Source organism: Streptomyces sp. SudanB5_2050 (assembly GCF_964272335.1).
Lineage (GTDB): Bacteria > Actinomycetota > Actinomycetes > Streptomycetales > Streptomycetaceae > Streptomyces > Streptomyces rochei.
On sequence record NZ_OZ186760.1, the window covers coordinates 1,522,885 to 1,544,695 of the forward strand.

A 21,811-nucleotide genomic window follows, 5' to 3' on the forward strand; every position below is an offset into this window, starting at 1 on the left:
CTCAGACCCGGGGCGGCCTGGCCTCGTACGGCGTGGAGAGCACGACGGTGGTCCGGGTCGAGACGCCGGCCAGGGAGCGCACCCGGGCGAGGAGTTCCTCCAGCTCGTGCGGGGTCGACACCCGTACCTTGAGGATGTAGTTCTCCTCGCCCGCCACGCTGTGGCACGCCTCGATCTCCGGTACGCCGGCCAGGCGGTCCGCGATGTCGTCGGGCGCGCTGGGGTCGAAGGGTTTCACGGAGATGAAGGCGGTCATCGGCAGTCCGACGGCCTCCGGATCGACGACCGCGGCGTAGCCGCGGATGACCCCGCGCTGCTCCAGCCGCCGCACCCGCTGGTGCACGGCCGATGTGGACAGGCCCGTGGCCTTGCCCAGGTCCGTGTAGCTCATCCGCCCGTCCTTGACGAGCAGCTGCACGATCTGTCGGTCCAGCTCCTCCATGGCGGAGAACCTACAGTGCGGTTGATCTCCTCGGATACCCGAGCGGTCCAGGTCATACCCGGTTCGTGATGTGACGGGGAGTCGGCCGGCGGGCGGAGCGGGACCCGGTGCCCCGGGCACCCGCGAGGGGCATGTGACGAAGACCACACCTCCGGCGCGGTCTCCGTGATGTTCTCGTGATTACCCCGGAGGGGGGACGGGAAGTGCTTGCTGTGGTCGAGGCCGCAGTGCCGTCACGGCCCAGCCCGAGGGGGAGAATCCCATGCAGAGTCTTAAGCGCCCTGGTCGTTCCGCGTCCAAGCGGCAGCAGCCGGTCGTCGAGCCCGTATCGGAGGGCGTCGAACCCGACGCCTACGACGACGAGGAACTCGACGCCTACGACACCTTCGAGATGTACCGGGTGATCTGCCCGGACTGCGCGCAGCCCATCGCGCTCCTGGCGGACGAGGAGGTGCTGCCGGAGCACGCGCTGTGCGCCTCGCCGTGGAATCCGTTCGGGCTCACGGTCTGCGCCGGCACCGGCCGCCGGGCCGCCGAGGCCCGCCCCGCCGACGAGTCGTTCCAGCCGCACGAGCAGGACACCGCGCTGCTGTTGACGCTCCCGCGGGGCCTGGACTGGCGGACCCAGCCCTTCTCCCACGTCGGCGGCCCGGGCTCGCGCCCGATGCGGGTGCCGACGATGCGGCGCGAGGCGGCCTAGGACGCGTGCGGCGCGCCGCCCCGTACCCACACGGACGCGGTCGGCGCGCCGCCCCGGCGCCCACGGGGGCGGGGGCGGCGCGCCGACGGCCGGACCGCAGGGAGGGGCGCGCGCCGACGACGGGGCGGACCGGCCGCGGCACACGCGGACCGGTGCCGGACGCCCGCGAACTCACTCTCGATTCCGCGGAGCGGTGACCTGTCCGCACTTCGCCGCGTTGCCCTGGTATGACCCCCACGTACTCGGCGACCGGGCCTCGGCGCCGCGTGTTCGTCCCGGTGCCCGCCGGTCCGGTCCCGCCGGCCCCGCAGCTCCCGGACCCGCCGATCTACCGTGAGCTGATGCGCGCCTGGGCCGATCGCGGCCGCACCCTGCCGGGGCGCGACGACCCCGAGTGGGTGAGGCTCGCGGCGCCTCCGCGCGGGCTCGGGGACTTCTTCACCACTGGCGACTTCGGTGCCGCCGGCGGTTTCGGCGCCACCGGCAGTTTCCGCGTCACCGGCGACTTCAGCGTTCCTCGGGACCCGCGAGATGACGGGCGATGACCATCCGCTGGATCTGGTTGGTGCCCTCGACGATCTGCAGCACCTTGGCCTCGCGCATGTAGCGTTCGGCCGGGAAGTCCGCGGTGTAGCCGTAGCCGCCGAGGATCTGCACGGCGTCGGTGGTGACCCGCATCGCCGTGTCGGTGCAGTGCAGTTTGGCCATCGCCGCCTGCTTGGCGAAGGGCAGTCCGGCGTCCCGCAGCCGTGCCGCCGACAGACAGAGCGCGCGGCCGGCCTCGATCTGGGTCGCCATGTCGGCGAGCATGAAGCGCAGCCCCTGGAAGTCGACGATCGGCTTGCCGAACTGCCGCCGCTCGGCCGCGTAGGCCACCGCCGTGTCGAGCGCCGCCTGGGCCACCCCGATCGCGCAGGCGGCGATGCCGAGCCGCCCGGAGTCGAGCGCGGACAGGGCGATGGCGAACCCCTGGCCCTCCTCACCGATCCGCCGCGCGTCGGGCACCCGCACGCCGTCGAAGTGGACCTGTGCGGTGGGTGAGCCCTTGAGCCCCATCTTCTTCTCCGGCACCGCGGCGCTCAGCCCCTCGGCGTCGCCGGGCACCAGGAAGGCGGTGATGCCGCGCGGGCCGTCCTCCCCCGTGCGGGCCATCACCGTGTAGAAGTCGGCGATGCCGCCGTGCGTGATCCACGCCTTGGTGCCGCTGAGCACCCACTCGCCGCCCTCCCGCACCGCCTTGGTGCGCAGGGAGGCCGCGTCCGAGCCGGAGGAGGGCTCGGAGAGGCAGTAGGCGCCGAGCAGGCCGCCGCCGAGCATCGCGGGCAGGTGCTCGGCCTGCTGCTCCTTGGTGCCGTAGGCGGCGAGCGCGTAGGAGGCGAGGGTGTGGACGCTGACGCCGAGGCCGACGGTGAGGCGGGCCGCGGCCAGCTCTTCGAGGACCTGGAGGTACACCTCGTACGGCTGCTCCCCGCCGCCGTGCTCGGCGTCGTAGGGCAGGCCGAGCAGGCCGGAGTCGGAGAGCAGGGCGAACACCTCGCGCGGGAAGGTCCCGGCGTCCTCCTCCTCGGCCGCCCTCGGGGCGATCTCACGCTGCGCGATCTCGCGGACGAGTGAGATCAGGTCCCGTGCCTCGTCCGTGGGCAGTTGCCGGTCCACCGGCTGCGGGGCGCGGTCGGGCATGGCGACGCTCTCCTCCCTGTCGGGCGCAACGGCGGACGTGCGCCTTGGGTGGAGGCGGTTCCGCCGGCTCTGTTCGGCCTGGCCGATGCTCGCACTCCCGGGTCGCGGAAGCGGCTGACCAGCGGCTGTGCGCTGTGAGTATGCCCGATCGGACGCATGGCGTCACCAGTTAACGACCGCTTACTTCAAGAAAGGGTCGGAGCACGCCCGGAGGGCCGAATTCCGGTCGGTGGGCCCGAAGATGGTCCGCACCATTGACCCGACTGGTCTAGTCCTTCTACGGTGACGGCCCGAACGCCTTACCGCGTTCATGCCAATCGGCGCGCGTTCCCTCTTCCCCCCACGAGGAGACACCCGATGCACGTCCCGCACCTCCCCCGCGCCCGCTCCCTGCGGGCGCTCCTCTCCGCGCTGTGTGCCGCCGCCCTCGGCGCGGGGCTGCTGGCCGGCGCCGGCACCACCGCGGCCACGGCCGCGCCCGACACCCGGGCCACGCACTCCGCGTCGGCCGCGGCGGGCTCGAAGGTCGTCGGCTACTTCACCGAATGGGGCACCTACGACCGGAAGTACTACGTCAAGAACATCGAGACGTCCGGCTCCGGTGCCCGCCTGACCCACATCAACTACGCCTTCGGCAACGTCACCGGCGGCAAGTGCGCCATGGGCGACGCCTACGCGGCCACCGACCGGGCGTACACGGCGGCCGAGTCCGTCGACGGGGTCGCCGACACCTGGGACCAGCCGTTGCGCGGCAACTTCAACCAGCTGCTCGAGCTGAAGAAGAAGCACCCCGACCTCAAGATCCTCTGGTCCTTCGGCGGCTGGACCTGGTCGGGCGGTTTCGCCGAGGCCGCCGAGAACCCGGCCGCCTTCGCCGAGTCCTGCCGCGACCTGGTCGAGAACTCCCGGTGGGCCGACGTCTTCGACGGCATCGACATCGACTGGGAGTACCCGAACGCCTGCGGGCTGACCTGCGACACCAGCGGCCGGGAGGCCTTCCCCGAGCTGATGAAGGCCCTGCGCGCCGAATTCGGCCCGGACTACCTGGTCACCGCGGCGATCACGGCCGACGCGACCGCCGGCGGCAAGATCGACGCGGCCGACTACGCGGGGGCGGCGCAGTACGTCGACTGGTACAACCCGATGACGTACGACTTCTTCGGCGCCTGGGACGCCGCCGGCCCGACCGCCCCGCACTCGGCGCTCACCTCGTACGCCGGCATCCCGAAGGAGGGCTTCCACACCTCGGCGACGATCGCGAAGCTCAAGGGGCTCGGCGTTCCGCCCTCCAAGCTCCTGCTCGGACTCGGCTTCTACGGCCGCGGCTGGACCGGTGTCACCCGGTCGGAGCCGGGCGGCACCGCGACCGGCCCGGCGAAGGGCACCTACGAGAACGGCATCGAGGACTACAAGGTGCTGAAGAGCACGTGCCCGGCGACCGGCACGGTGGCCGGCACCGCCTACGCCAAGTGCGGCAGCGACTGGTGGAGCTACGACACTCCGCAGACCATCGCGACCAAGATGGCCTACAAGAACGAGCAGGGACTGGGCGGCACGTTCTTCTGGGAGCTGAGCGGCGACACCGCGGACGGTGAGCTGATCAAGGCGATCGACTGACCGCGCGCGCCCGCACCACGGGGGGCGGAAGGGCGGAGGCCGGCTCGGCTCTCCGCCCTTCCGGCTCGGGTCCCCGCCTCCGGCAGGGACCTCCGCGCGTCCGCGGCCCGGTCGCCGGCCCTCGTCAGTCGCGTCAGTCGCGGCGCGCGGCGGGCGGGGCCGGGCAGGAGGGGTCCAGCTCCTCGATGGCGCGCAGGGTGCCGCCCAGCGACTTCACCAGCAGATCGCGCATGGTGTCCCGGGACAGTTCGGGCCGGCCGATCCAGTCCAGGGTGGCGCCCTCGACGCTGCACACCCAGGCGAGCAGGCCCATGCGGGCCAGCGGCCCGATGTCCGAGCGGCCGTACGCCCCCTCGGCGATGGTGGCGACGATCGCCTCGCGCACGCCGTCCCGGACGGCATGGACCTCGGCGTCGAAGCCCACGCCGCCGCTGACGATGGTGCGGTAGGCGGCCTGATGGTGCTCGGCGTAGCGCAGGTAGCCGTCGATGGTGCGGTGGACGCGGTCCACCTGGGGCAGGTCGGTGCCGCCCGCGGCGGTGGTGACCAGATCGGCGACGGAGTCCTGGATGATCGCCAGGTAGTAACCCCGCTTGGACTGGAAGTAGTAGTAGATCAGCCCTTTGGCGACATGCGCCTGCCGGGCGATGTCGTCCATCGACAGCGCGTCGTAGGACGTGTCGGCGAACAACCTCCGCCCGATGGCGATGAGTTCGGCGCGGCGTGCCAGCGAGCGCTCGGTACCGCGCGCCCGGGGACGGGCGTCGGCGCGCTGTTGACTGATATTCAATTTCGACCCTGGTCTCCTACGGGGGGCGGGACACCCGCAGTATGGCAGGTCGGGACGTGGGGCAGGTCACATGAGGGTCACGTCACAGCAGGCCCAGCTGCACCACGAGCATCGCGAGCACCACGACGAGGGTCCAGCCCATGACGTGCTCGAGGATCTTCGGGCCGTCGTCCTTGGGTCCGCCGGTACGGACACGGGCGGCGGTGGCGGTGTGTGCGGTCATGACGTCTCGCTGCTCTCCGGCGTTCGGTGGGCCCCCCGGAACCCTGTCCACCTTGCCATCGCGAACGGCCTGCGCGGCGGAGACGTTGGTCACAGGCGAGCCCCCGGCCATGAGGCCGGGGGCCGTCGTCGGGATGCCGTCAGCGCACCCCCACCGCCGCCAGGGCCCTGCGCTGGCGCGGGCTGGGGTGCGCCGGGAAGTACAGGTAGCAGACGCCGCCGGTGCCGGAGACGACCTTGCCACTGGCGTTGTACCGCTTGGTCCTTAGCCAGATGTTCTCCCACTCGCGCCGCTTGTAGACCCGGCGCACCGCCTCGTTGTCGTCCGAGGCGGGGTCGTTGGCGATCACGTCGCCGTCGGCCGTGAAGCCGATCACGGTCATCAGATGCCCTGAGGTGCCGTAACCGGCCCCGGTCAGCTCCTCCGCGAGGAACGACTGGGACGTGATGGCCGGGATGCCGGCCGCGATCAGCGTCTCCAGGTCGGTGAGGGAGCCGAGGCGGGTGACCACGCCCTGGAGCCCGTCGAAGGTGGCCGCGTAGGCGGCGTTGAAGGGCCAGTTGCCGCAGCCGGCGTACTGGTAGTCGTAGGTGTACCGGGCCGCGTGGCAGACCTGCGGGTCGGCGTAGGAGGGGTCGACCCAGGCGAGTTGGTCCTCGGTGAGCCGGCCGCCCCAGTACTCGATGATCATCTGTGAGGAGGTGGGGCTGCACCACGCCTCGCCGCCGTTGTCGTACTCCGGGTACTGCCCCTTGTGGATCTCCTGCGAGTAGCGGGGCACGCGCAGTTCCTGGGCGAGGCCGGGGGTGGAGGCGGGGACCGTGAAGCGGTCCGGCACGTCGGAGCCCATCGCGCCGAGCCGCCACACGGTGGGCGTGGTCCTCGTGCCGGGCCTGCGGTGCAGGGTGAGCCGGAGACGGTAGGAGGTCAGGCGCAGCCCCGTGGAGGCGTCGTCGATCGCGAAGGTGTCGGTCCAGACGCTGCTCCGGCCGTCGCCCTGGTCGTCGACCGAGGTGCGCCGGATGTCCTGGTCGCCGTCGCCGGCCGTCCAGCGGCCCATCACGTACCAGGGCGTGTCCGTGCCGTCGGAGTAGGTGCCCTTCAGCTCGATCTGGATCCAGGTGCCGGACGGGGTGTGCGCGTTCCAGGAGGCGATGACCTCGGTCGCGGGCACGGAGAGCCGGTGGACGGGCGAGGTCCAGGTGGCGTACTCCCAGGCGGCGGTCCGGCCGGTGTGCGGGTCGGTGTAGTCGGTGCGGCCCGCCGGGGCGCCGATCACCACACCGGGCCGGGCCCCGGCCACGGGACGGGTGCCCCGCGCGGTCCCGGACCGCCAGTCGCGGAAGGTGGTCCAGGCGCGGTAGTCGACCTGGGCGGCGGGGGCGCCGTCGGGGTCGGCCCGGCCCGCCTCCGTACCGGGCGCGGCTTCGGCGGTGGCCGGGATCGCAGCGCCGGTCACGGCGGCGGCGACCGCGGCGGCCAGGACGGTTCTGCGCGACGGCTGTTCGGCTCTGCTCATGGGCGGAAGACCCCCAGGTGTCCGATTCGGGCGGGTCCGATGCACGGTCGTGCGCCAACTATGGCCGTAGGCGCGCACTCCTGCCAGCACTTCTGCACACGCCACGCCATGAACATTGGTGTCGACCAGTGGCGCGGGCGGGCCGGCGGCGGCCGGCCAGGACGCGGCCGCCTCGCCGGACGCGGTTAGAGTGCGGGGCGAACGCCGTCCGCCCCCTCGCGCCGCCCGGGACCCGCCATCCACGACCTCGCAGCCCAGCTCCGCCGGCTCCCGCCCTCCTGCGGTCCCGTGCGCCTGATCGGCGTGGACGGGCACGCCGGTTCGGGGAAGTCCACGTTCGCCGGGCGACTGGCCGCCGCGCTGGGCGGCGCGCCGGTGCTGCACCTCGACGACATCGCCAGCCACGACGCGCTCTTCGACTGGACCGGACGACTGCTCACCCAGGTGATCGAGCCGCTGCGGCGCGGGGACACCGCGCACTACACCCCCTACGACTGGCGGGCCCGCGACTTCTCGGCGCCCCGCCCCCTGCCGCCCGCCCCGGTGGTCCTGATCGAGGGCGTGGGAGCGGGGCGCGAGGCGCTCCGCCCGTATCTGGCCGGGCTGCTGTGGATGGAGTTGCCCCCGGCCCAGGCGTGGGAGCGCGGACGGGCGCGCGACGGAGCGGAGCAGCGGACGTTCTGGGACGGGTGGATTCCGGCGGAGCGCCGGCACTTCGCCGCCGACCCGTCGCGCCCCTTCGCGCACCTTCTGGTGCGTCAGAGCGAGGAGGGGTACGAGGTGCTGCCGGGGCCTGCGGGATGCGCCTCCCCTCCCTGGTTCCTCACTCACCGTGACGGACCATCCGCAATGTGGTGAACTCGTGAAGATCGCCGGCGGGCAACGCGCCGGAGTGCCCCAACTCCGCTTGACCCGGGGCCCGTACAGGTCTTACGTTCTGAATGTGCGGTCGATCGAGACCGCCCGCAGACGCGAAGCCCCCGGTTGTTCCCCCGTGATCGGGGGCTTCGTTCTGCCCTGAGCCCGTTCCGTGGCTGCTCCGCGAGGCGATCCGATCACCCTCAGTGATGCCCCGCCTCCTTCAGGACCGCCTCCCACCTCGTGGAACGGGCCTCCCCGGCGCCCTTCGGAGGACAGACCGCCGCGGGTACGATGCCCTCGGTGCGACCTACGCCGCAGTTGCGCGCGCACCTTGCAACTCCGGCCCGCGGCAGAGCCGTTGGCCCAGGCGGCCGACGGGCGCGAGTCCGGCGGCATACCGACGGGGGCACGGTACGTGGGGGACGGGATGGACTTCGGCGCGCAGAGCCCGCAGGCCCCGGCCGACCTGGCCTGGCTGCGCGGCGTGGACGCCTACACCATGGGCGCCTATCCGCAGGCCGAGGAGGAGTTCCGGGCCGCGGTGCGCCTCGATCCCGCGATGGCCGACGGCTGGCTCGGACTGCACGCGCTGCGCGTCGACACCACCAACGCGCTGCTCAGGATGTACCGCCACCGGGAGCGCTTCGGCGAGCAGCGCGCCCGCCACCGCCGCCCCCTCAACTCCTGGTACTGGCTGGGCTGGTGGGTGCAGCCGGTGCTGGAGAGCCCCCGCGATCTGCTGCTCGCGCACGCCTCCCACTGGCTCGACGGCCGCCACGTCCCGGAGCTGGACCGGGCCCTGGCCGGGCTGCCGCCCGTGGACAGCGATCCCCAGGTCCGCTTCCTGCACGCCTGCCGTGCCTATCTGGTCAAGGACTGGGAACAGCTCGTCCGGCACACCGACCCCCTGCTCGGCGACCCCCTGCTGGGCATCGAGGCCGGCCTGTTCAGCGGTATGGCCCGGGTCCGGCTGGAGATGTACGGGCAGGCCGAACCGCTGCTGTCGGCGGCCCTGATGCGGTGCCGCAGCGAGCAGCCGCAACGCAAGGAGCTGCGGTACTGGCTGGCGCGGGCCCACGAGGGCACCGGCCGCAGCGCCGCCGCGCTGCCGCTGTACCGGGCCGTGCACCGCGTCGACCCGGCCTTCATGGACACCTCGGCCCGGCTGGCCGCGATCGCCGAGGGTGACGGCTACGACGACGCCGGCGACCTCGCGGGACTGGTCCAGTCCGGCCTGGGGCCGGACGGCCTGGACGGCCCCGACGGGCTCGACCCGCTCTCCGGCACCGAGGAACGCGATCTGAAGCTGTCCGTCCCGGAGCCGGGGCCGGCCGCCCCGCTGCCCTCGCTGTCCGGACCGCCGGTGCGCGAGCGGACCGACGGGCCGGACCCCTCCCTGCCCACCGGCCCCACCGACCCCGCCTTACTGGAGGAGGCACTCGCCGAGCTGGAGCGCATGGTGGGCCTGGAGCCGGTGAAGCGGCAGGTCAAGGCCCTGTCCGCACAGCTGAACATGGCGCGGCTGCGGGCCGGGCAGGGCCTGCCCGTCCAGCCGCCCAAACGTCACTTCGTCTTCTCCGGCCCCTCCGGCACCGGCAAGACCACCGTGGCCCGCATCCTGGGCCGCGTGTTCTACGCGCTCGGCCTGCTGGGCGGGGACCACCTCGTGGAGGCGCAGCGGGCCGATCTGGTCGGCGAGTACCTGGGCCAGACCGCCGTGAAGGCCAACGAGCTGATCGACTCCGCGCTCGGCGGCGTGCTCTTCGTGGACGAGGCGTACTCCCTGTCCAACTCCGGGTACGGCAAGGGCGACGCGTACGGCGACGAGGCGCTGCAGGTGCTGCTCAAGCGGGCCGAGGACAACCGCGACCACCTGGTGGTGATCCTGGCCGGCTACCCGGAGGGCATGGACCGGCTGCTGAGCGCCAACCCCGGGCTCTCCTCCCGCTTCACGACCCGGGTCGACTTCCCCTCCTACCGGCCGCTGGAGCTGACCTCGATCGGGAAGGTGCTCGCGGCCGAGAACGGGGACGTGTGGGACGAGGAGGCGCTCGACGAGCTGCGGTCGATCGCCGGGCACGTGGTGGACCAGGGGTGGATCGACGAGTTGGGCAACGGGCGGTTCCTGCGCACCCTCTACGAGAAGAGCTGTGCCTACCGGGATCTGCGGTTGTCGGTGTGTCCGGGCGAACTCGGCCGGGACGACCTGGCGACCCTGCGGCTGCCCGATCTGATGCAGGCGTACGGGGAAGTGCTGTCGGGGAGGGGGCCGCAGGACCCGTCGGCCATGTGAGGCCCCCCTCGCGACCCCTCCCCCGCCTCCCCCGCCTCCGGCTACGTCGCCAGGGTCACCTCCCGGTGGGCCGGGTCGCGCACCTCACCGACCAGGAGTTCCAGTACGTCCTCCAGGGCGACCAGGCCGAGGACCTTCCCCGACGCGTCCGTCACCTGGGCCAGGTGGGTGGCCGCGCGGCGCATCACGGTGAGGGCGTCGTCGAGCGGGAGATCGGGGCGGAGGGTCGTCATCGGGCGCCACAGGTGCTGCGGGACGGCCCGGTCGGAGTCCTCGGCGTCGAGGACGTCCTTGACGTGGAGGTAGCCCATGAAGGCGCCCTGCTCCGCCGCGATCGGGAAGCGGGAGTAGCCGGTGCGGGCGGTGAGCCGGACGATCTCGCCCGGGGTGACGGACGGGCCGACCGTCACCAGGGACTCCCGGCCGAGCAGCACATCCGTCACCGGCCGGGAACCCAGCTCCAGGGCGTCCTCCAGGCGTTCCTGCTCCTCGGGGTCGAGCAGACCCGCCTGGCCGGCGTCCTCGACCAGCCGGTTGAGCTGCTCACTGGTGAAGACGGCCTCGACCTCGTCCTTGGGCTCGACGCGGAAGAGCCGCAGGATGCCCCGGGAGCAGGCGCCCAGGGCGAAGGTGATCGGCTTGCACAGGCGGGCGAAGGCGACCAGCCCGGGGCTCAGCCACAGCGCGGTCTTCTCGGGGGCGGCCATCGCGAGGTTCTTCGGGACCATCTCGCCGATGACGAGATGGCAGAAGACCACGGCGGCCAGGGCGATGACGTAGCCGAGCGGGTGGATGACGCCGTGCGGCAGGTGCATCCAGGTGAAGACCGGCTCCAGCAGGTGGGCGACGGTCGGTTCCGCGACCGCGCCGAGCGTCAGCGAGCAGACGGTGATGCCGAACTGGGCGGCGGCCATCATCTGCGGCAGCCGCTCCAGTCCGTGGAGGACCTGGCGGGCGCGGGCGGTGCCGAGCGGTTCGATCTGACTGCGGCGGACCGAGACCAGCGCGAACTCGGCGCCGACGAAGAAGCCGTTGGCGAGGACGAGCAGCGCGGCGAAGAGGAGTTGCAGGACGCTCATCGGGCGGCCTCCGGCACGGCCGCGGGTGCCGTCCGCACCAGCCGTATCCGTTCGGCGCGGTAGTGGCCGACCCGGCGCACGGAGAGGCGCCAGCCGGGCAGTTCCGCCCGGTCGCCGACGGCCGGGATGCGGCCGAGCAGGTCGGCGACCAGGCCGGCCACGGTCTCGTACGGCCCCTCGGGGGCGTCGAGGCCGATGCGGCGCAGGGTGTCGACGCGGCAGCTGCCGTCGACGTCCCAGGCGGGCCGGCCGTCCTCGGGCGGGGCGGCGGCGAGTTCCGGGGCGTCCAGGCCGTCGTGCTCGTCGCGGACCTCGCCGACGAGCTCCTCGACGATGTCCTCCAGGGTGACGACACCGGCGGTGCCGCCGTACTCGTCGACGACGACCGCGATGGGCTGCTCGCTGCGCAGGCGGGTCAGGAGGGGCCGGACGGGCAGGGTCTCGGGGACCAACAGCGCCGGGCGCGCGATGCGTCCGACGGGGGTGCGCAGGCGGTCGGGCACGCGGACGGCGAGGGCGTCCTTGAGGTGGACCATGCCGACGATCTCGTCGATCTTCTCCCGGTAGACGGGGAAGCGGGACAGGCCGGTGGCGCGGGTCAGGTTGACCACGTCCTCGGCGGTGGCCGAGGAGTGCAGGGCGCTGACCTTCACGCGCGGGGTCATGACGTGCTGCGCGGTCAGTTCGCCGAGCGACAGGGTGCGGACGAACAGGTCGGCGGTGTCCTGTTCCAGGGCACCGGCCCGGGCGGAGTGCCGGGCCAGGGAGACCAGTTCGCCGGGTGTGCGGGCGGAGGCCAGCTCTTCGGCGGGCTCGACGCCGAACGCGCGGACCAGGCGGTTGGCCACGGCGTTCAGTGCCGCGATCACCGGGTGGAAGGCCCGGGCGAAGGCGTGCTGCGGGCCCGCGACGAAGCGCGCCACCTGCAGCGGCCTGGACACCGCCCAGTTCTTGGGCACCAGCTCGCCGATCACCATCTGGACCGCCGAGGCCAGCAGCATGCCGACGACGACCGCGACACCGGGGACGGCTCCGCCCGGGATGCCGACGGCCGTGAACGGGCCGTCCAGGAGCCGGGCGAGCGCCGGTTCGGCGAGCATGCCGACGACCAGGGAGGTGAGGGTGATGCCGAGTTGGGTGCCGGAGAGCTGGAAGGACAGCTCCTTCAGGGACTCGACGACGCGGCGGGCGCGCCGGTCGCCGTCGGCGGCGGCCTGTTCGGCGTCGGGCCGTTCCACGGTCACCAGGCCGAACTCGGCGGCGACGAAGAAGCCGTTGGCGAGGATCAGCACGAAGGCGGCTGCCAGGAGCAGCAGGGGGGTGGTCATGATGCCGCCGCCTGTGGGACTTCACAGCAGGGGGCGGCGCAGGTACTGCAGGACGATCCGTCCATCGCCGGAGGGAGTCACTCCTCGGGTAGCAGGAACCCCCACGCACCGGGCGGAGCGACAGGGGCGAGGACGCGACGGCCGCGTCCTCGTTCCCAGATTAATCACGAAAAGGGCGCCCGCGGCAGGGTCGGCGCCCCCGCGTCAGCCGCGTGGTGTCTCGTCGGCGGCGGCCGAGCGCGCCTCCACCAGGGCGCGCAGGGCGCGCGCGTCCTGGATGGCGCGCTGCTTGGCGATGCCCGGCTGGATGCCGAGCGCGGGCAGGCTGGTCCCGTCGCTGAGGTCGAGGAAGGCCCAGGGGTCGCCCTGGCGGAGGTTGACCCGGATGATCTCGGCCCAGGCCAGGCGCCGCTTGGTGGTGAGGTTGACCACGGTGACGCCCGTCTCGTCGGCGGTGACACGGGGGCGGGCCAGCAGGAACAGGACCCCGGCGAGGAGGAGCGCGGTCAGCGCGAAGCTGAGGCGCTCTCCGGTGCCGAGGCCGTCCAGCAGCATGCCGACCGCCGTGATCGCCGCGAAGGTGAGGACGGCGAGGACGGTCAGGACGGCGCGGGTGCGGCCCGGCCGGAAGGTGACGGGCAGGGCCGGCAGGTCCGGCGTGGTGTCGGGCATGGGCTCGCTCCGGGTCCCGCTCAGAGACGGCAGGCGTGGATGGCCGTGGTCAGGATGGCGCGGGCGCCGATCTCGTAGAGGTCGTCCATGATCCGCTGGGCCTCCTTGGCGGGGACCATGGCACGGACGGCGACCCAGCCCTCGTTGTGCAGCGGGGAGACGGTCGGGGACTCCAGACCGGGGGTGAGGGCGACGGCCTTCTCCAGCTGCTCGACCCGGCAGTCGTAGTCCATCATCACGTACGTCCGGGCCACCAGGACGCCCTGGAGCCGGCGCAGGAACTGCTGGACCTTGGGCTCGTCGGCGTCCGCGCCGGAGCGGCGGATGACGACGGCCTCCGACTTCATGATGGGCTCGCCGAAGACCTCCAGGCCCGCGTTGCGCAGCGAGGTCCCGGTCTCGACGACGTCCGCGATGACCTCGGCGACACCCAGCTCGATGGCGGTCTCGACGGCGCCGTCGAGGTGGACGACGGAGGCGTCGACGCCCTGCTCGGCCAGGTGGGCGGCGACGATGCCCTCGTAGGAGGTGGCGACGGTGCGGCCCTTGAGGTCGGTGACGGCGTTCGCGGTGCCCGGCTTGCCGGCGAAGCGGAAGGTGGAGCGGGCGAAGCCGAGCGGCAGGATCTCCTCGGCGTCCGCGCCGGAGTCGATCAGCAGGTCGCGGCCGGTGATGCCGATGTCGAGCCTGCCGGAGGAGACGTAGATCGCGATGTCGCGGGGGCGCAGGTAGAAGAACTCGACCTCGTTGGTCGGGTCGACGATGCGCAGTTCCTTGGACTCGCGGCGCTGCTGGTAGCCGGCCTCATGCAGCATCTCCCCCGCGGGGCCTGACAGGGAACCCTTGTTGGGGACGGCGATGCGCAGCATGAGGTCGGCTTCCTTTGTGTGAAGGGGTGGAGAAAGAGGGGGTCCGGCTTACAGGTGGGCGTAGACGTCGTCCAGGGAGATGCCGCGGGCGACCATCATCACCTGGACGTGGTACAGCAGCTGGGAGATCTCCTCGGCGGCCGCGTCCTTGCCCTCGTACTCGGCGGCCATCCAGACCTCGGCGGCCTCCTCGACGACCTTCTTGCCGATGGCGTGGACCCCCTTGTCCACCAGCTCGGCGGTGCGGGAGGTGGCGGGGTCGCCGTTGGCGGCCTTGTGCTGGAGCTCGGTGAAGAGCTCCTCGAAAGTCTTCTTGGACATGGTGGCGCCCACTTTACGCGTAGTGCCGGGCGGCCTAGCGCCACGGTTCGGATACTGAGCGGAGCGTGGCCGCCGTGGCGACGGCCGCGGTCACCGCCTCGTGCCCCTTGTCCTCGCTGGAGCCCTCGATGCCGGCCCGGTCGAGGGCCTGCTCCTCGGTGTCGCAGGTGAGGACGCCGAAGCCGACGGGGACGCCGGTGTCGACGGAGACCTGGACGAGGCCCTGGGTGACGCCCTGGCACACGTAGTCGAAGTGGGGGGTGCCGCCGCGGATGACGACGCCGAGGGCGACGATCGCGTCGTAGCCGCGTCCGGCGAGCACCTTGGCCACCACCGGCAGCTCGAAGCTGCCGGGGACCCTGAGCAGGGTCGGCTCGTCGATGCCCAGCTCGTGCAGGGCGCGCAGCGCGCCGTCCACCAGTCCGTCCATCACCTTGTCGTGCCACTGTGCCGCCACGACGGCGACCCGCAGGTCCCCCACGTTGCGTACGGACAGGTCCGGTGCACCCTTGCCGCTCACGTCTCTCCTCGTGTCGCTTGCTTACTGGTTGCCGCAGGTGGACACGGGCGTCGTGTCCAGCCAGGGCAGATCGTGGCCCATCCGGTCCCGCTTGGTGCGCAGGTAGCGGAGGTTGTGTTCGCCGGCCTGGACGGGCATCGGTTCGCGGCCGGTGACCTGGATGCCGTGCCGTTCGAGGGCGGCGGACTTGTCGGGGTTGTTGGTCATCAGGCGGACGGCGCGCACGCCGAGGTCGGTCAGGATCTGGGCGCCGGCCCCGTAGTCGCGGGCGTCGGCGGGCAGGCCGAGCTCCAGGTTGGCGTCGAGGGTGTCCCGGCCGCGCTCCTGGAGTTCGTAGGCGCGCAGCTTGGACATCAGGCCGATGCCGCGTCCCTCGTGGCCGCGCAGGTAGACGACCACTCCCCTGCCCTCGGCCTGGATGCGGTCCAGGGAGGCGTCGAGCTGGGGCCCGCAGTCGCAGCGCTGGGAGCCGAAGACGTCGCCGGTGAGGCATTCGGAGTGGACGCGGACGAGGACGTCCTTCCCGTCGCCGATCTCGCCGTGCACCAGGGCGACGTGCTCGACGCCGTCGACGGTGGAGCGGTAGCCGTACGCGGTGAACTCGCCGTGCCGGGTGGGCAGGTGGACCTCGGCCTCGCGGCGGACGGTGGGCTCGGCGCCGCGGCGGTAGGCGATCAGGTCCTCGATGGAGATGATCGTCAGGCCGTGCTTGCGGGCGAACGGGATCAGCTCGGGCAGGCGCAGCATGCGCCCGTCCTCGCCGGCGATCTCCACGATGGCGCCGGCCGGGCGCAGGCCCGCCAGGCGGGCGAGGTCGACGGCGGCCTCGGTGTGGCCGTTGCGCACCAGGACGCCGCCGGAGCGGGCGCGCAGCGGGAAGATGTGGCCGGGGCGGACGAGGTCGTCGGGCTCGGCGGTGCCGCTCGCCAGGAGCTGGAGGGTGGTGGCGCGGTCGGAGGCGGAGATGCCGGTGCTGACCCCGTGCGCGGCGGTGGCGTCCACGGAGACGGTGAAGGCGGTCTTCATCGACTCGGTGTTGTCGTCCACCATCTGCGGCAGGCGCAGCCGGTCCAGTTCCTCGCCCTCCATGGGGGCGCAGATCAGGCCGCGGCACTCGCTCATCATGAAGGCGACGATCTCCTCGGTCGCCTTCTCGGCGGCGATGACGAGGTCGCCCTCGTTCTCGCGGTTCTCGTCGTCGACGACGACGACCGGGCGGCCGGCGGCGATGTCGGCGACGGCCTGCTCGACGGGGTCGAGGAGCAGGTCCTCGGGTCCGTCGGGGCTGTAGAGGATGGGTGCCGTGCTCATGCGGGCGCTCCTTCCGGGACGGGCCGCGCCGCGGTGCGGGAGCGCAGCCACCAGTCGCGCAGGCCCCACAGGACGAGCGCGCCGTAGATGACGTAGACGAAGCCGGAGAAGGCGAAGCCGTTGGCGAAGTTCAGCGGGACGCCGACCAGGTCGACCAGCAGCCAGGCGAACCAGAACTCGACCATGCCGCGCGCCTGGGCGTACATGGCGACGACGGTGCCGACGAAGATGTACGCGTCCGGCCAGGGGTCCCAGGACAGGGTCGGGAAGGCGGTGAACAGGCCGCCGACCGCGAGGGTGCCGACGGCGGCCGCGGCGAGGAGGGCGCCGCGCTCGCGCCAGGTGGCGAACCGGACGGCGATGGAGCCGTCCTGGGTCTGCTGCCGGCCGCGGTTCCACTGCCACAGGCCCCAGGCGGCGACGACCATGACGACGACCTGCTTGCCCGCGCTGCCGGAGAGGTGGGCGGTGGCGAAGGCCGTGAAGAGGATGAGCCCGGAGACGAACTGCACGGGCCAGGTCCACAGCGAGCGCCGCCAGCCGAGGGCGAGGCCGAGCAGACCGATCACGTTGCCGATCATGTCCGACCACTTGATGTGCTGGTCGAAGAGCGTGAACGCCTCGGAGTTGAGCCAGTTCACCGGGTGCCCCCCTGGGTGCCGAGCAGCCGCTCGACGTACTTGGCGATGACGTCCACCTCGAGGTTGACCGGGTCGCCGGGCTGCTTGATGCCGAGCGTGGTCAGGGCGAGGGTGGTGGGGATGAGGCTGACGGTGAAGAAGTCGGGGCCGGCGTCGACGACGGTGAGACTGATGCCGTCGACGGTGATGGAGCCCTTCTCCACGACGTAGCGGGCGAGGTCGGCGGGCAGCGAGATCTTGACGATCTCCCAGTGCTCGGAGGGCTTGCGCTCCAGGATCTCGCCGGTGCCGTCGACGTGGCCCTGCACGATGTGCCCGCCGAGGCGGGCGCCGACGGCGGTGGGGCGTTCCAGGTTGACGCGGGAGCCGGTGGTGAGGGCGCCCAGGCTGGAGCGGTTCAGGGTCTCCGCCATCACGTCGGCGGTGAACTCGTCGCCCTCGTGGTCGACGACGGTGAGGCAGACGCCGTTGACGGCGATGGAGTCGCCGTGCCGTGCCCCCTCGGTGACCACGGGGCCGCGCAGGCGGAAGCGACAGGCGTCGTCGAGGGTCTCGACGGCGGTGATCTCGCCCAGCTCTTCGACGATTCCGGTGAACACTTCCCGGGTCCTCCTGCCTCTTCGGGCACGGACTCCGGGGCTGTCGACGAACGACAGAAGGGACGGGCGGGAACACCGGGAGCGACGACGCCGGACGGGGCCCGCCCGTGACGGACGTGCCCCAGAGATCGGCGGCGCGCACGTGTGCTCGCCCGCCGCGCACTGCCTCCCATCCGGACTTTAACCGTCGGTCCAGGAATTTCACCTGGTCAACCGGTCGCTGGAGGCGACCGGGTCGCGGACTGTAACCGCCGGTTCGGACTTTCACCGACCCCGGAGTGCGCTGCTTCTGGTACAGGGCCAGTGTGCCACGACCGGCGACGGTCCATGCGGACGGAGTGTGTGGAGTGGCTCACAGGGTGCCCCGCCGGGCGGCGCGCGGCGTGCCACGGCGCTCCACGGCACTCCAACTCCACCCCCGACCAGGCATCTTGAGGTTGGTCCGTACCTATTGACTCACTGGTCTAGTCCTCTCTAGGGTCTGCCCAACTTCGGTGGAGAGGAACCGACTGTGCCTTCCCCCTCACGCTCCAGAGCCGGCCGCAGAGCCGGACCGGCGCTGTTCGCCGCGGCCGCGGCCGTCGCGGGCCTGGTGCTCGCCGGACTCCCGGCGACCGCTTCACAGGCCGCCGACCAGGAGTCCTGTCGCCCCGACGGGCTCTACCGGACGCCCGGCGTCGACGTCCCCTACTGCTCCGTCTACGACGCCGACGGCCGGGAGAAGATGGGCGCCGACCACCCGCGCCGGGTGATCGGCTACTTCACGGGCTGGCGCACCGGCAAGGACGGCAAGCCGGCGTACCTGGCCTCGGACATCCCCTGGGACAAGGTCACCCACATCAACTACGCCTTCGCGCACGTGGACGGCGCCCACAAGCTCTCCGTCGGCTCGGACACCGCGGCCAACCCGGCGACCGGGATGACGTGGCCCGGGGTCGAGGGCGCCGAGATGGACCCGGGCCTGCCCTACAAGGGGCACTTCAACCTGCTCAACAAGTTCAAGAAGCAGCACCCGGACGTCAAGACGATGATCTCGGTGGGCGGCTGGGCGGAGACCGGCGGCTACTTCGCGGACGACGGCACCCGGGTGGACTCGGGCGGCTTCTACTCGATGGCGACCAACGCCGACGGCTCGGTCAACCAGGCCGGCATCGACACCTTCGCCGACTCGGCGGTCGACTTCGTCCGCACGTACGGCTTCAACGGCGTCGACATCGACTACGAGTACCCGACGACGATGAAGGACGCGGGCAACCCGCTCGACTGGTCCTTCGCCAACGGCCGCCGGGCCGGGCTGGTCAAGGGTTACGCGGCGCTCATGAAGACGCTGCGCGAGAAGCTCGACCGCGCGGGCGCCGCGGACGGGAAGCACTACCTCCTCTCCGTCGCCGCGCCGTCCTCCGGGTATCTGCTGCGGGGCATGGAGACCTTCCAGGTCCAGAAGTACCTGGACTACGTCAACATCATGTCGTACGACCTGCACGGCGCCTGGAACGAGTACGTCGGCCCGAACGCCTCGCTCTTCGACGACGGCAAGGACGCGGAGTTGGCGGCGGCGAACGTCTACGGCAGCCAGCAGTACGGCGGCATCGGCTACCTCAACACCGACTGGGCCTACCACTACTTCCGCGGCTCGATGCCGGCCGGACGCATCAACATCGGCCTGCCCTACTACACACGCGGGCACAAGAACGTGCAGGGCGGCACGGACGGCCTGTGGGGCAAGGCCGCCGCGAGCACCTGCCCGGCCGGTTCCGGGCTGACCAAGTGCGGTGACGGGGCCGTCGGCATCGACAACCTGTGGCACGACAAGGACGACAACGGCAAGGAGTCCCCGGCCGGTTCCAACCCGATGTGGCACGCCAAGAACCTGGAGAAGGGCATCGTCGGGGACTACGTGACGCGGTACGGCTTCCCCGCCGACACCAGGCTGACCGGGACCTACGCCCGCAAGTACGACTCCACCCTGGTCGCGCCGTGGCTGTGGAACGCGGAGAAGAAGGTCTTCCTGTCCACCGAGGACGAGCAGTCCGTGGCCGCCAAGGCCGACTACGTCGTGGACCGCGGCATCGGCGGCACGATGGTGTGGGAGCTGGCGGGCGACTACGGCTGGAACGCGGCCAAGGGCCAGTACGAGACCGGCGACACCCTCACTTCGCTGATGTACGGGAAGTTCAAGTCGGCCTCCCCGTACGGGGCGAAGGTCTCGAACGCGCCGCTGCCGGACAAGGCGGTGGACATCGGCGTGGAGTTCGGGGAGTTCAAGCTCGGCGACTCCAACTACCCGATCACGCCGAAGGTGAAGATCACCAACAACACGAAGACGGCACTGCCGGGCGGCACGGAGTTCCGCTTCGACTACTCCACGGCGGCCCCCGGCAACGCCTCCGACCAGTCGGGCTTCGGCACCAAGGTGATCAGCAGCGACCACACGGGCTCCAACGTGGGCGGCCTGAAGGGCGACTTCCACCGGGTCTCGCTGAAGCTGCCCGCCTGGCAGACGCTGGCGCCCGGCGCCTCCGTGGAGCTGTCGTTCAACTACTACCTGCCGGTGTCCACGCCGTGGAACTGGACGGTGGACATCGCCGGGACGACGTACGCGCTCGCCGGGAACCTGGCACGCGGCACGACGGTGGTGGAGCCCGGCTCGGGCACCGGCCCCACGCCCGGCCCGACCGGTCCCACACCCGATCCGACCGGCCCCACCCCGACGCCCGGCGCGTGCGCGCCGCCGGCGTGGAGCGCGGCCTCCGCGTACGGGGGTGGTTCGACCGTGTCCCACAAGGGGCACTCGTGGAAGTCCAAGTGGTGGACGAAGGGCGAGGAGCCCGGCTCCACCGGCGAGTGGGGTGTCTGGCAGGACCTCGGCGCCTGCTGAGCCCCCCGTGAGACCGGCCCGGCGGCGGTGACGACGGCCCTTGCCCGCCGCCGGGTCTCACCATCCGACGGCAGGGCGTCCCGTACCGGGGCGCCCTGCCGGCCGTTCGCCGCCGGGCACCCGGGTTCGGTGAGGGCGGTGGCGCGACCGGCGGTTCCGGCGCCCGGCCGTCCCACCGGGCCCGCGAGCGCCGCGGGTCAGCGGTCCCGCGGCGCGAACAGTTCGTCCTGAGCCCGGTCCCGGGCCGTCAGCAGCGCCCCCCGCAGGACGGCGCCGCCGCCCAGCGCGGTGGCCCGTACCTCGGTGGCCAGCGGTGACATACGGGCGAGGCGGTGCTGGACCCGGTCGGCGAGGGCGTCGGCGCCCGCCCGGCCGATCTCCCCGGCCAGGACCAGACAGCCGGGGTCGAGGACGGAGACCAGGGCGGCGGCCCCGAGCGCGACCCGGTCGGCGAGGGCGTCCAGGAAGCGTGCGGCCTCCGGGGCGGTGGCCGACCGGCGCACCGCCTCCCTCACCAGTGCCGCGGCGTGCGGCTCGGGCCCCTCGGGCACGGCCGTCACACCGTGTTCCGCCGCCAGCGCGCTCACCGCCGCCGCCCCGGCCACGGAGTGGAACCCGCCCTCGCAGTCGGTGGCCGACGGCAGCCCCGCGGTGCCCGGCACCGGCATGAAGCCGATCTCTCCCGCACCGCCGGACACGCCCCGCCGCAGCGTGCCGTCCAGGACGACCGCGGCACCGATGCCGAGACCGAGCCAGAGCAGCACGAAGGTCTCCCGGTCCCGGGCCGCTCCGTCGCGCTGCTCGGCCAGGGCGGCGAGGTTCGTCTCGTTCTCCACGCCGACCCGCGCCTCGGGGAACCTCTCCTGCAGCGCGGCCATCAGCCGGCGGTGCCACTCGGGCAGCCCGGTGGAGTCGCGCAGTTCGCCGCTGGCCGGGTCGATCAGGCCGGGCGCGCCGATGCCGACGGTGTGCAGCCGATCGGCACCGGCCTCCTTCGCCGCGCGCTCGACCAGGCTCACCGCCTGTTCCACCGCGGGCCCCGTCCCCGCCTCGTCGCCGATCGGCGCGGACGCCTCCGCGAGCACCCGGCCGACCAGGTCGGACACCAGGACGGTGACGCCCCCGGTGCGCACGTCGAGGGCGGCGAGGTGCGCGCGGTCGGCGACGATGCCGTACAGCTTGGCGTTCGGGCCGCGGCGCTGCTCGCCCGACTCCCCCGCCACCTCCACCAGTCCGGAGGCGGTGAGGCGTTCGACGAGGTCGGCGACGGTGGGCCGGGACAGGCCGGTCAGCTTCTTCAGCTGCCCCGCCGTCAACGGGCCCTCCTGCTGGAGCAGGCGCAGGGCGAGCCGGTCGTTGATGGCCCGGGCGGTGCTCGGTGATGCGGGCATGCCGGGATCCTTCCAGATCGGCGGCGCGGCGGCCCACGCCGGAAATCCCTATCCATCAGGAAGGGTCCCTGATAGTT

General features: G+C 72.3%; 21 protein-coding genes and 1 riboswitch. Of the genes, 6 read left to right on the forward strand and 15 right to left on the reverse strand.

The window, feature by feature from the left end; translation table 11 throughout:
* Nucleotide 1: 1 nt before the first annotated feature.
* A complete protein-coding gene (locus tag ACFZP7_RS06680) occupies nt 2-442 on the reverse strand; it encodes an Lrp/AsnC family transcriptional regulator (RefSeq protein WP_385634076.1) in 441 nt (146 codons plus the stop codon).
* A gap of 262 nt (nt 443-704) precedes the next feature.
* Here ACFZP7_RS06680 and ACFZP7_RS06685 point away from each other — a divergent pair, with 262 nt between their 5' ends.
* Both ACFZP7_RS06685 and ACFZP7_RS06690 read left to right on the forward strand, forming a co-directional pair.
* Nucleotides 705-1,142, forward strand: coding sequence for a hypothetical protein (locus ACFZP7_RS06685; RefSeq protein WP_019325022.1), 438 nt, complete (start codon nt 705-707; stop codon nt 1,140-1,142).
* Between the two features lie 341 nt (nt 1,143-1,483).
* Nucleotides 1,484-1,687 carry a hypothetical protein gene (locus ACFZP7_RS06690; RefSeq protein WP_223779788.1) on the forward strand — a complete coding sequence of 68 codons (204 nt, stop codon included), beginning with the start codon at nt 1,484-1,486 and terminating at the stop codon, nt 1,685-1,687.
* On the opposite strand, the gene ACFZP7_RS06695 is transcribed toward ACFZP7_RS06690, so the two are convergent.
* Nucleotides 1,650-2,822 carry an acyl-CoA dehydrogenase family protein gene (locus ACFZP7_RS06695; RefSeq protein WP_046248697.1) on the reverse strand — a complete coding sequence of 391 codons (1,173 nt, stop codon included), beginning with the start codon at nt 2,820-2,822 and terminating at the stop codon, nt 1,650-1,652. The genes ACFZP7_RS06690 and ACFZP7_RS06695 overlap by 38 nt on opposite strands.
* Nucleotides 2,823-3,179: 357 nt before the next feature.
* Between ACFZP7_RS06695 and ACFZP7_RS06700 the strand changes: the two genes are divergently transcribed.
* Nucleotides 3,180-4,439 (forward strand): glycoside hydrolase family 18 protein, encoded by a 1,260-nt coding sequence (locus ACFZP7_RS06700; protein ID WP_385634077.1) that lies wholly within the window; start codon nt 3,180-3,182, stop codon nt 4,437-4,439.
* A 133-nt stretch (nt 4,440-4,572) separates the two neighbouring features.
* Here ACFZP7_RS06700 and ACFZP7_RS06705 read toward each other — a convergent pair whose 3' ends face one another.
* The 3 genes from ACFZP7_RS06705 to ACFZP7_RS06715 form a co-directional block, all read right to left on the reverse strand.
* Complete coding sequence (locus ACFZP7_RS06705) at nt 4,573-5,229, reverse strand: TetR/AcrR family transcriptional regulator (protein ID WP_385634078.1); 657 nt, start codon at nt 5,227-5,229, stop codon at nt 4,573-4,575.
* A gap of 82 nt (nt 5,230-5,311) precedes the next feature.
* Nucleotides 5,312-5,452 carry an SCO1431 family membrane protein gene (locus ACFZP7_RS06710; protein WP_019325027.1) on the reverse strand — a complete coding sequence of 47 codons (141 nt, stop codon included), beginning with the start codon at nt 5,450-5,452 and terminating at the stop codon, nt 5,312-5,314.
* Nucleotides 5,453-5,591: 139 nt separating this feature from the next.
* Nucleotides 5,592-6,971, reverse strand: coding sequence for a peptidase C39 family protein (locus ACFZP7_RS06715; RefSeq protein WP_371848645.1), 1,380 nt, complete (start codon nt 6,969-6,971; stop codon nt 5,592-5,594).
* 237 nt (nt 6,972-7,208) lie between these two features.
* Here ACFZP7_RS06715 and ACFZP7_RS06720 point away from each other — a divergent pair, with 237 nt between their 5' ends.
* On the forward strand, nt 7,209-7,829 hold the full coding sequence (locus ACFZP7_RS06720) for a uridine kinase (protein ID WP_030973105.1): 621 nt from the start codon (nt 7,209-7,211) through the stop codon (nt 7,827-7,829).
* A 430-nt stretch (nt 7,830-8,259) separates the two neighbouring features.
* Nucleotides 8,260-10,125 (forward strand): AAA family ATPase, encoded by a 1,866-nt coding sequence (locus tag ACFZP7_RS06725; protein WP_019325030.1) that lies wholly within the window; start codon nt 8,260-8,262, stop codon nt 10,123-10,125.
* Nucleotides 10,126-10,166: 41 nt separating this feature from the next.
* Here the strand turns inward: ACFZP7_RS06725 and ACFZP7_RS06730 are convergent, their stop codons facing one another.
* The 9 genes from ACFZP7_RS06730 to ACFZP7_RS06770 form a co-directional block, all read right to left on the reverse strand.
* Nucleotides 10,167-11,204, reverse strand: a complete 1,038-nt coding sequence (locus ACFZP7_RS06730) for a hemolysin family protein (RefSeq protein WP_270890461.1) — start codon at nt 11,202-11,204, stop codon at nt 10,167-10,169.
* Nucleotides 11,201-12,532, reverse strand: a complete 1,332-nt coding sequence (locus ACFZP7_RS06735) for a hemolysin family protein (RefSeq protein ID WP_031016470.1) — start codon at nt 12,530-12,532, stop codon at nt 11,201-11,203. Before ACFZP7_RS06735 ends, ACFZP7_RS06730 begins: the two co-directional genes overlap by 4 nt.
* Nucleotides 12,533-12,736: 204 nt before the next feature.
* Entirely contained in the window at nt 12,737-13,204 is a 468-nt protein-coding gene (locus ACFZP7_RS06740) for a PH domain-containing protein (RefSeq protein ID WP_019325033.1), read from the reverse strand.
* Between the two features lie 20 nt (nt 13,205-13,224).
* Nucleotides 13,225-14,073, reverse strand: coding sequence for an ATP phosphoribosyltransferase (gene hisG / locus ACFZP7_RS06745; RefSeq protein ID WP_019325034.1), 849 nt, complete (start codon nt 14,071-14,073; stop codon nt 13,225-13,227).
* 48 nt (nt 14,074-14,121) lie between these two features.
* Nucleotides 14,122-14,394 carry a phosphoribosyl-ATP diphosphatase gene (locus tag ACFZP7_RS06750; protein WP_011027788.1) on the reverse strand — a complete coding sequence of 91 codons (273 nt, stop codon included), beginning with the start codon at nt 14,392-14,394 and terminating at the stop codon, nt 14,122-14,124.
* A gap of 34 nt (nt 14,395-14,428) precedes the next feature.
* Nucleotides 14,429-14,914 (reverse strand): 6,7-dimethyl-8-ribityllumazine synthase, encoded by a 486-nt coding sequence (gene ribH / locus ACFZP7_RS06755; RefSeq protein ID WP_046248690.1) that lies wholly within the window; start codon nt 14,912-14,914, stop codon nt 14,429-14,431.
* Nucleotides 14,915-14,935: 21 nt separating this feature from the next.
* Entirely contained in the window at nt 14,936-16,225 is a 1,290-nt protein-coding gene (locus ACFZP7_RS06760) for a bifunctional 3,4-dihydroxy-2-butanone-4-phosphate synthase/GTP cyclohydrolase II (protein WP_019325036.1), read from the reverse strand.
* Nucleotides 16,222-16,866 (reverse strand): nicotinamide mononucleotide transporter family protein, encoded by a 645-nt coding sequence (locus ACFZP7_RS06765; RefSeq protein WP_030973123.1) that lies wholly within the window; start codon nt 16,864-16,866, stop codon nt 16,222-16,224. The genes ACFZP7_RS06760 and ACFZP7_RS06765 overlap by 4 nt, the downstream gene beginning before the upstream one ends.
* Complete coding sequence (locus tag ACFZP7_RS06770) at nt 16,863-17,465, reverse strand: riboflavin synthase (protein ID WP_019325038.1); 603 nt, start codon at nt 17,463-17,465, stop codon at nt 16,863-16,865. The genes ACFZP7_RS06765 and ACFZP7_RS06770 overlap by 4 nt, the downstream gene beginning before the upstream one ends.
* Before the next feature lie 155 nt (nt 17,466-17,620).
* Nucleotides 17,621-17,751: riboswitch (FMN riboswitch) on the reverse strand.
* A 225-nt stretch (nt 17,752-17,976) separates the two neighbouring features.
* On the opposite strand from ACFZP7_RS06770, the gene ACFZP7_RS06775 reads away from it, so the two are divergent.
* Nucleotides 17,977-20,343, forward strand: a complete 2,367-nt coding sequence (locus tag ACFZP7_RS06775) for a chitinase C-terminal domain-containing protein (protein ID WP_062138318.1) — start codon at nt 17,977-17,979, stop codon at nt 20,341-20,343.
* Between the two features lie 197 nt (nt 20,344-20,540).
* Here the strand turns inward: ACFZP7_RS06775 and ACFZP7_RS06780 are convergent, their stop codons facing one another.
* The gene (locus ACFZP7_RS06780) at nt 20,541-21,734 is read right to left on the reverse strand and encodes an ROK family transcriptional regulator (RefSeq protein WP_385634079.1); all 1,194 of its coding nucleotides are present in this window, start codon (nt 21,732-21,734) and stop codon (nt 20,541-20,543) included.
* Nucleotides 21,735-21,811: the final 77 nt, after the last annotated feature.

Excerpts from the sequence above, each read along its gene's own strand:
- ACFZP7_RS06750 (WP_011027788.1), bottom strand. The coding sequence starts at position 14,394 with ATGTCCAAGAAGACTTTCGAGGAGCTCTTCACCGAGCTCCAGCACAAG.
- ACFZP7_RS06735 (WP_031016470.1), bottom strand. The coding sequence starts at position 12,532 with ATGACCACCCCCCTGCTGCTCCTGGCAGCCGCCTTCGTGCTGATCCTC.
- ACFZP7_RS06780 (WP_385634079.1), bottom strand. The coding sequence starts at position 21,734 with ATGCCCGCATCACCGAGCACCGCCCGGGCCATCAACGACCGGCTCGCC.
- ACFZP7_RS06760 (WP_019325036.1), bottom strand. The coding sequence starts at position 16,225 with ATGAGCACGGCACCCATCCTCTACAGCCCCGACGGACCCGAGGACCTG.
- ACFZP7_RS06710 (WP_019325027.1), bottom strand. The coding sequence starts at position 5,452 with ATGACCGCACACACCGCCACCGCCGCCCGTGTCCGTACCGGCGGACCC.
- ACFZP7_RS06680 (WP_385634076.1), bottom strand. The coding sequence starts at position 442 with ATGGAGGAGCTGGACCGACAGATCGTGCAGCTGCTCGTCAAGGACGGG.
- ACFZP7_RS06715 (WP_371848645.1), bottom strand. The coding sequence starts at position 6,971 with ATGAGCAGAGCCGAACAGCCGTCGCGCAGAACCGTCCTGGCCGCCGCG.
- ACFZP7_RS06725 (WP_019325030.1), top strand. The coding sequence starts at position 8,260 with ATGGACTTCGGCGCGCAGAGCCCGCAGGCCCCGGCCGACCTGGCCTGG.
- ACFZP7_RS06685 (WP_019325022.1), top strand. The coding sequence starts at position 705 with ATGCAGAGTCTTAAGCGCCCTGGTCGTTCCGCGTCCAAGCGGCAGCAG.
- ACFZP7_RS06740 (WP_019325033.1), bottom strand. The coding sequence starts at position 13,204 with ATGCCCGACACCACGCCGGACCTGCCGGCCCTGCCCGTCACCTTCCGG.
- ACFZP7_RS06730 (WP_270890461.1), bottom strand. The coding sequence starts at position 11,204 with ATGAGCGTCCTGCAACTCCTCTTCGCCGCGCTGCTCGTCCTCGCCAAC.
- ACFZP7_RS06700 (WP_385634077.1), top strand. The coding sequence starts at position 3,180 with ATGCACGTCCCGCACCTCCCCCGCGCCCGCTCCCTGCGGGCGCTCCTC.
- ACFZP7_RS06695 (WP_046248697.1), bottom strand. The coding sequence starts at position 2,822 with ATGCCCGACCGCGCCCCGCAGCCGGTGGACCGGCAACTGCCCACGGAC.
- hisG (WP_019325034.1), bottom strand. The coding sequence starts at position 14,073 with ATGCTGCGCATCGCCGTCCCCAACAAGGGTTCCCTGTCAGGCCCCGCG.
- ACFZP7_RS06690 (WP_223779788.1), top strand. The coding sequence starts at position 1,484 with ATGCGCGCCTGGGCCGATCGCGGCCGCACCCTGCCGGGGCGCGACGAC.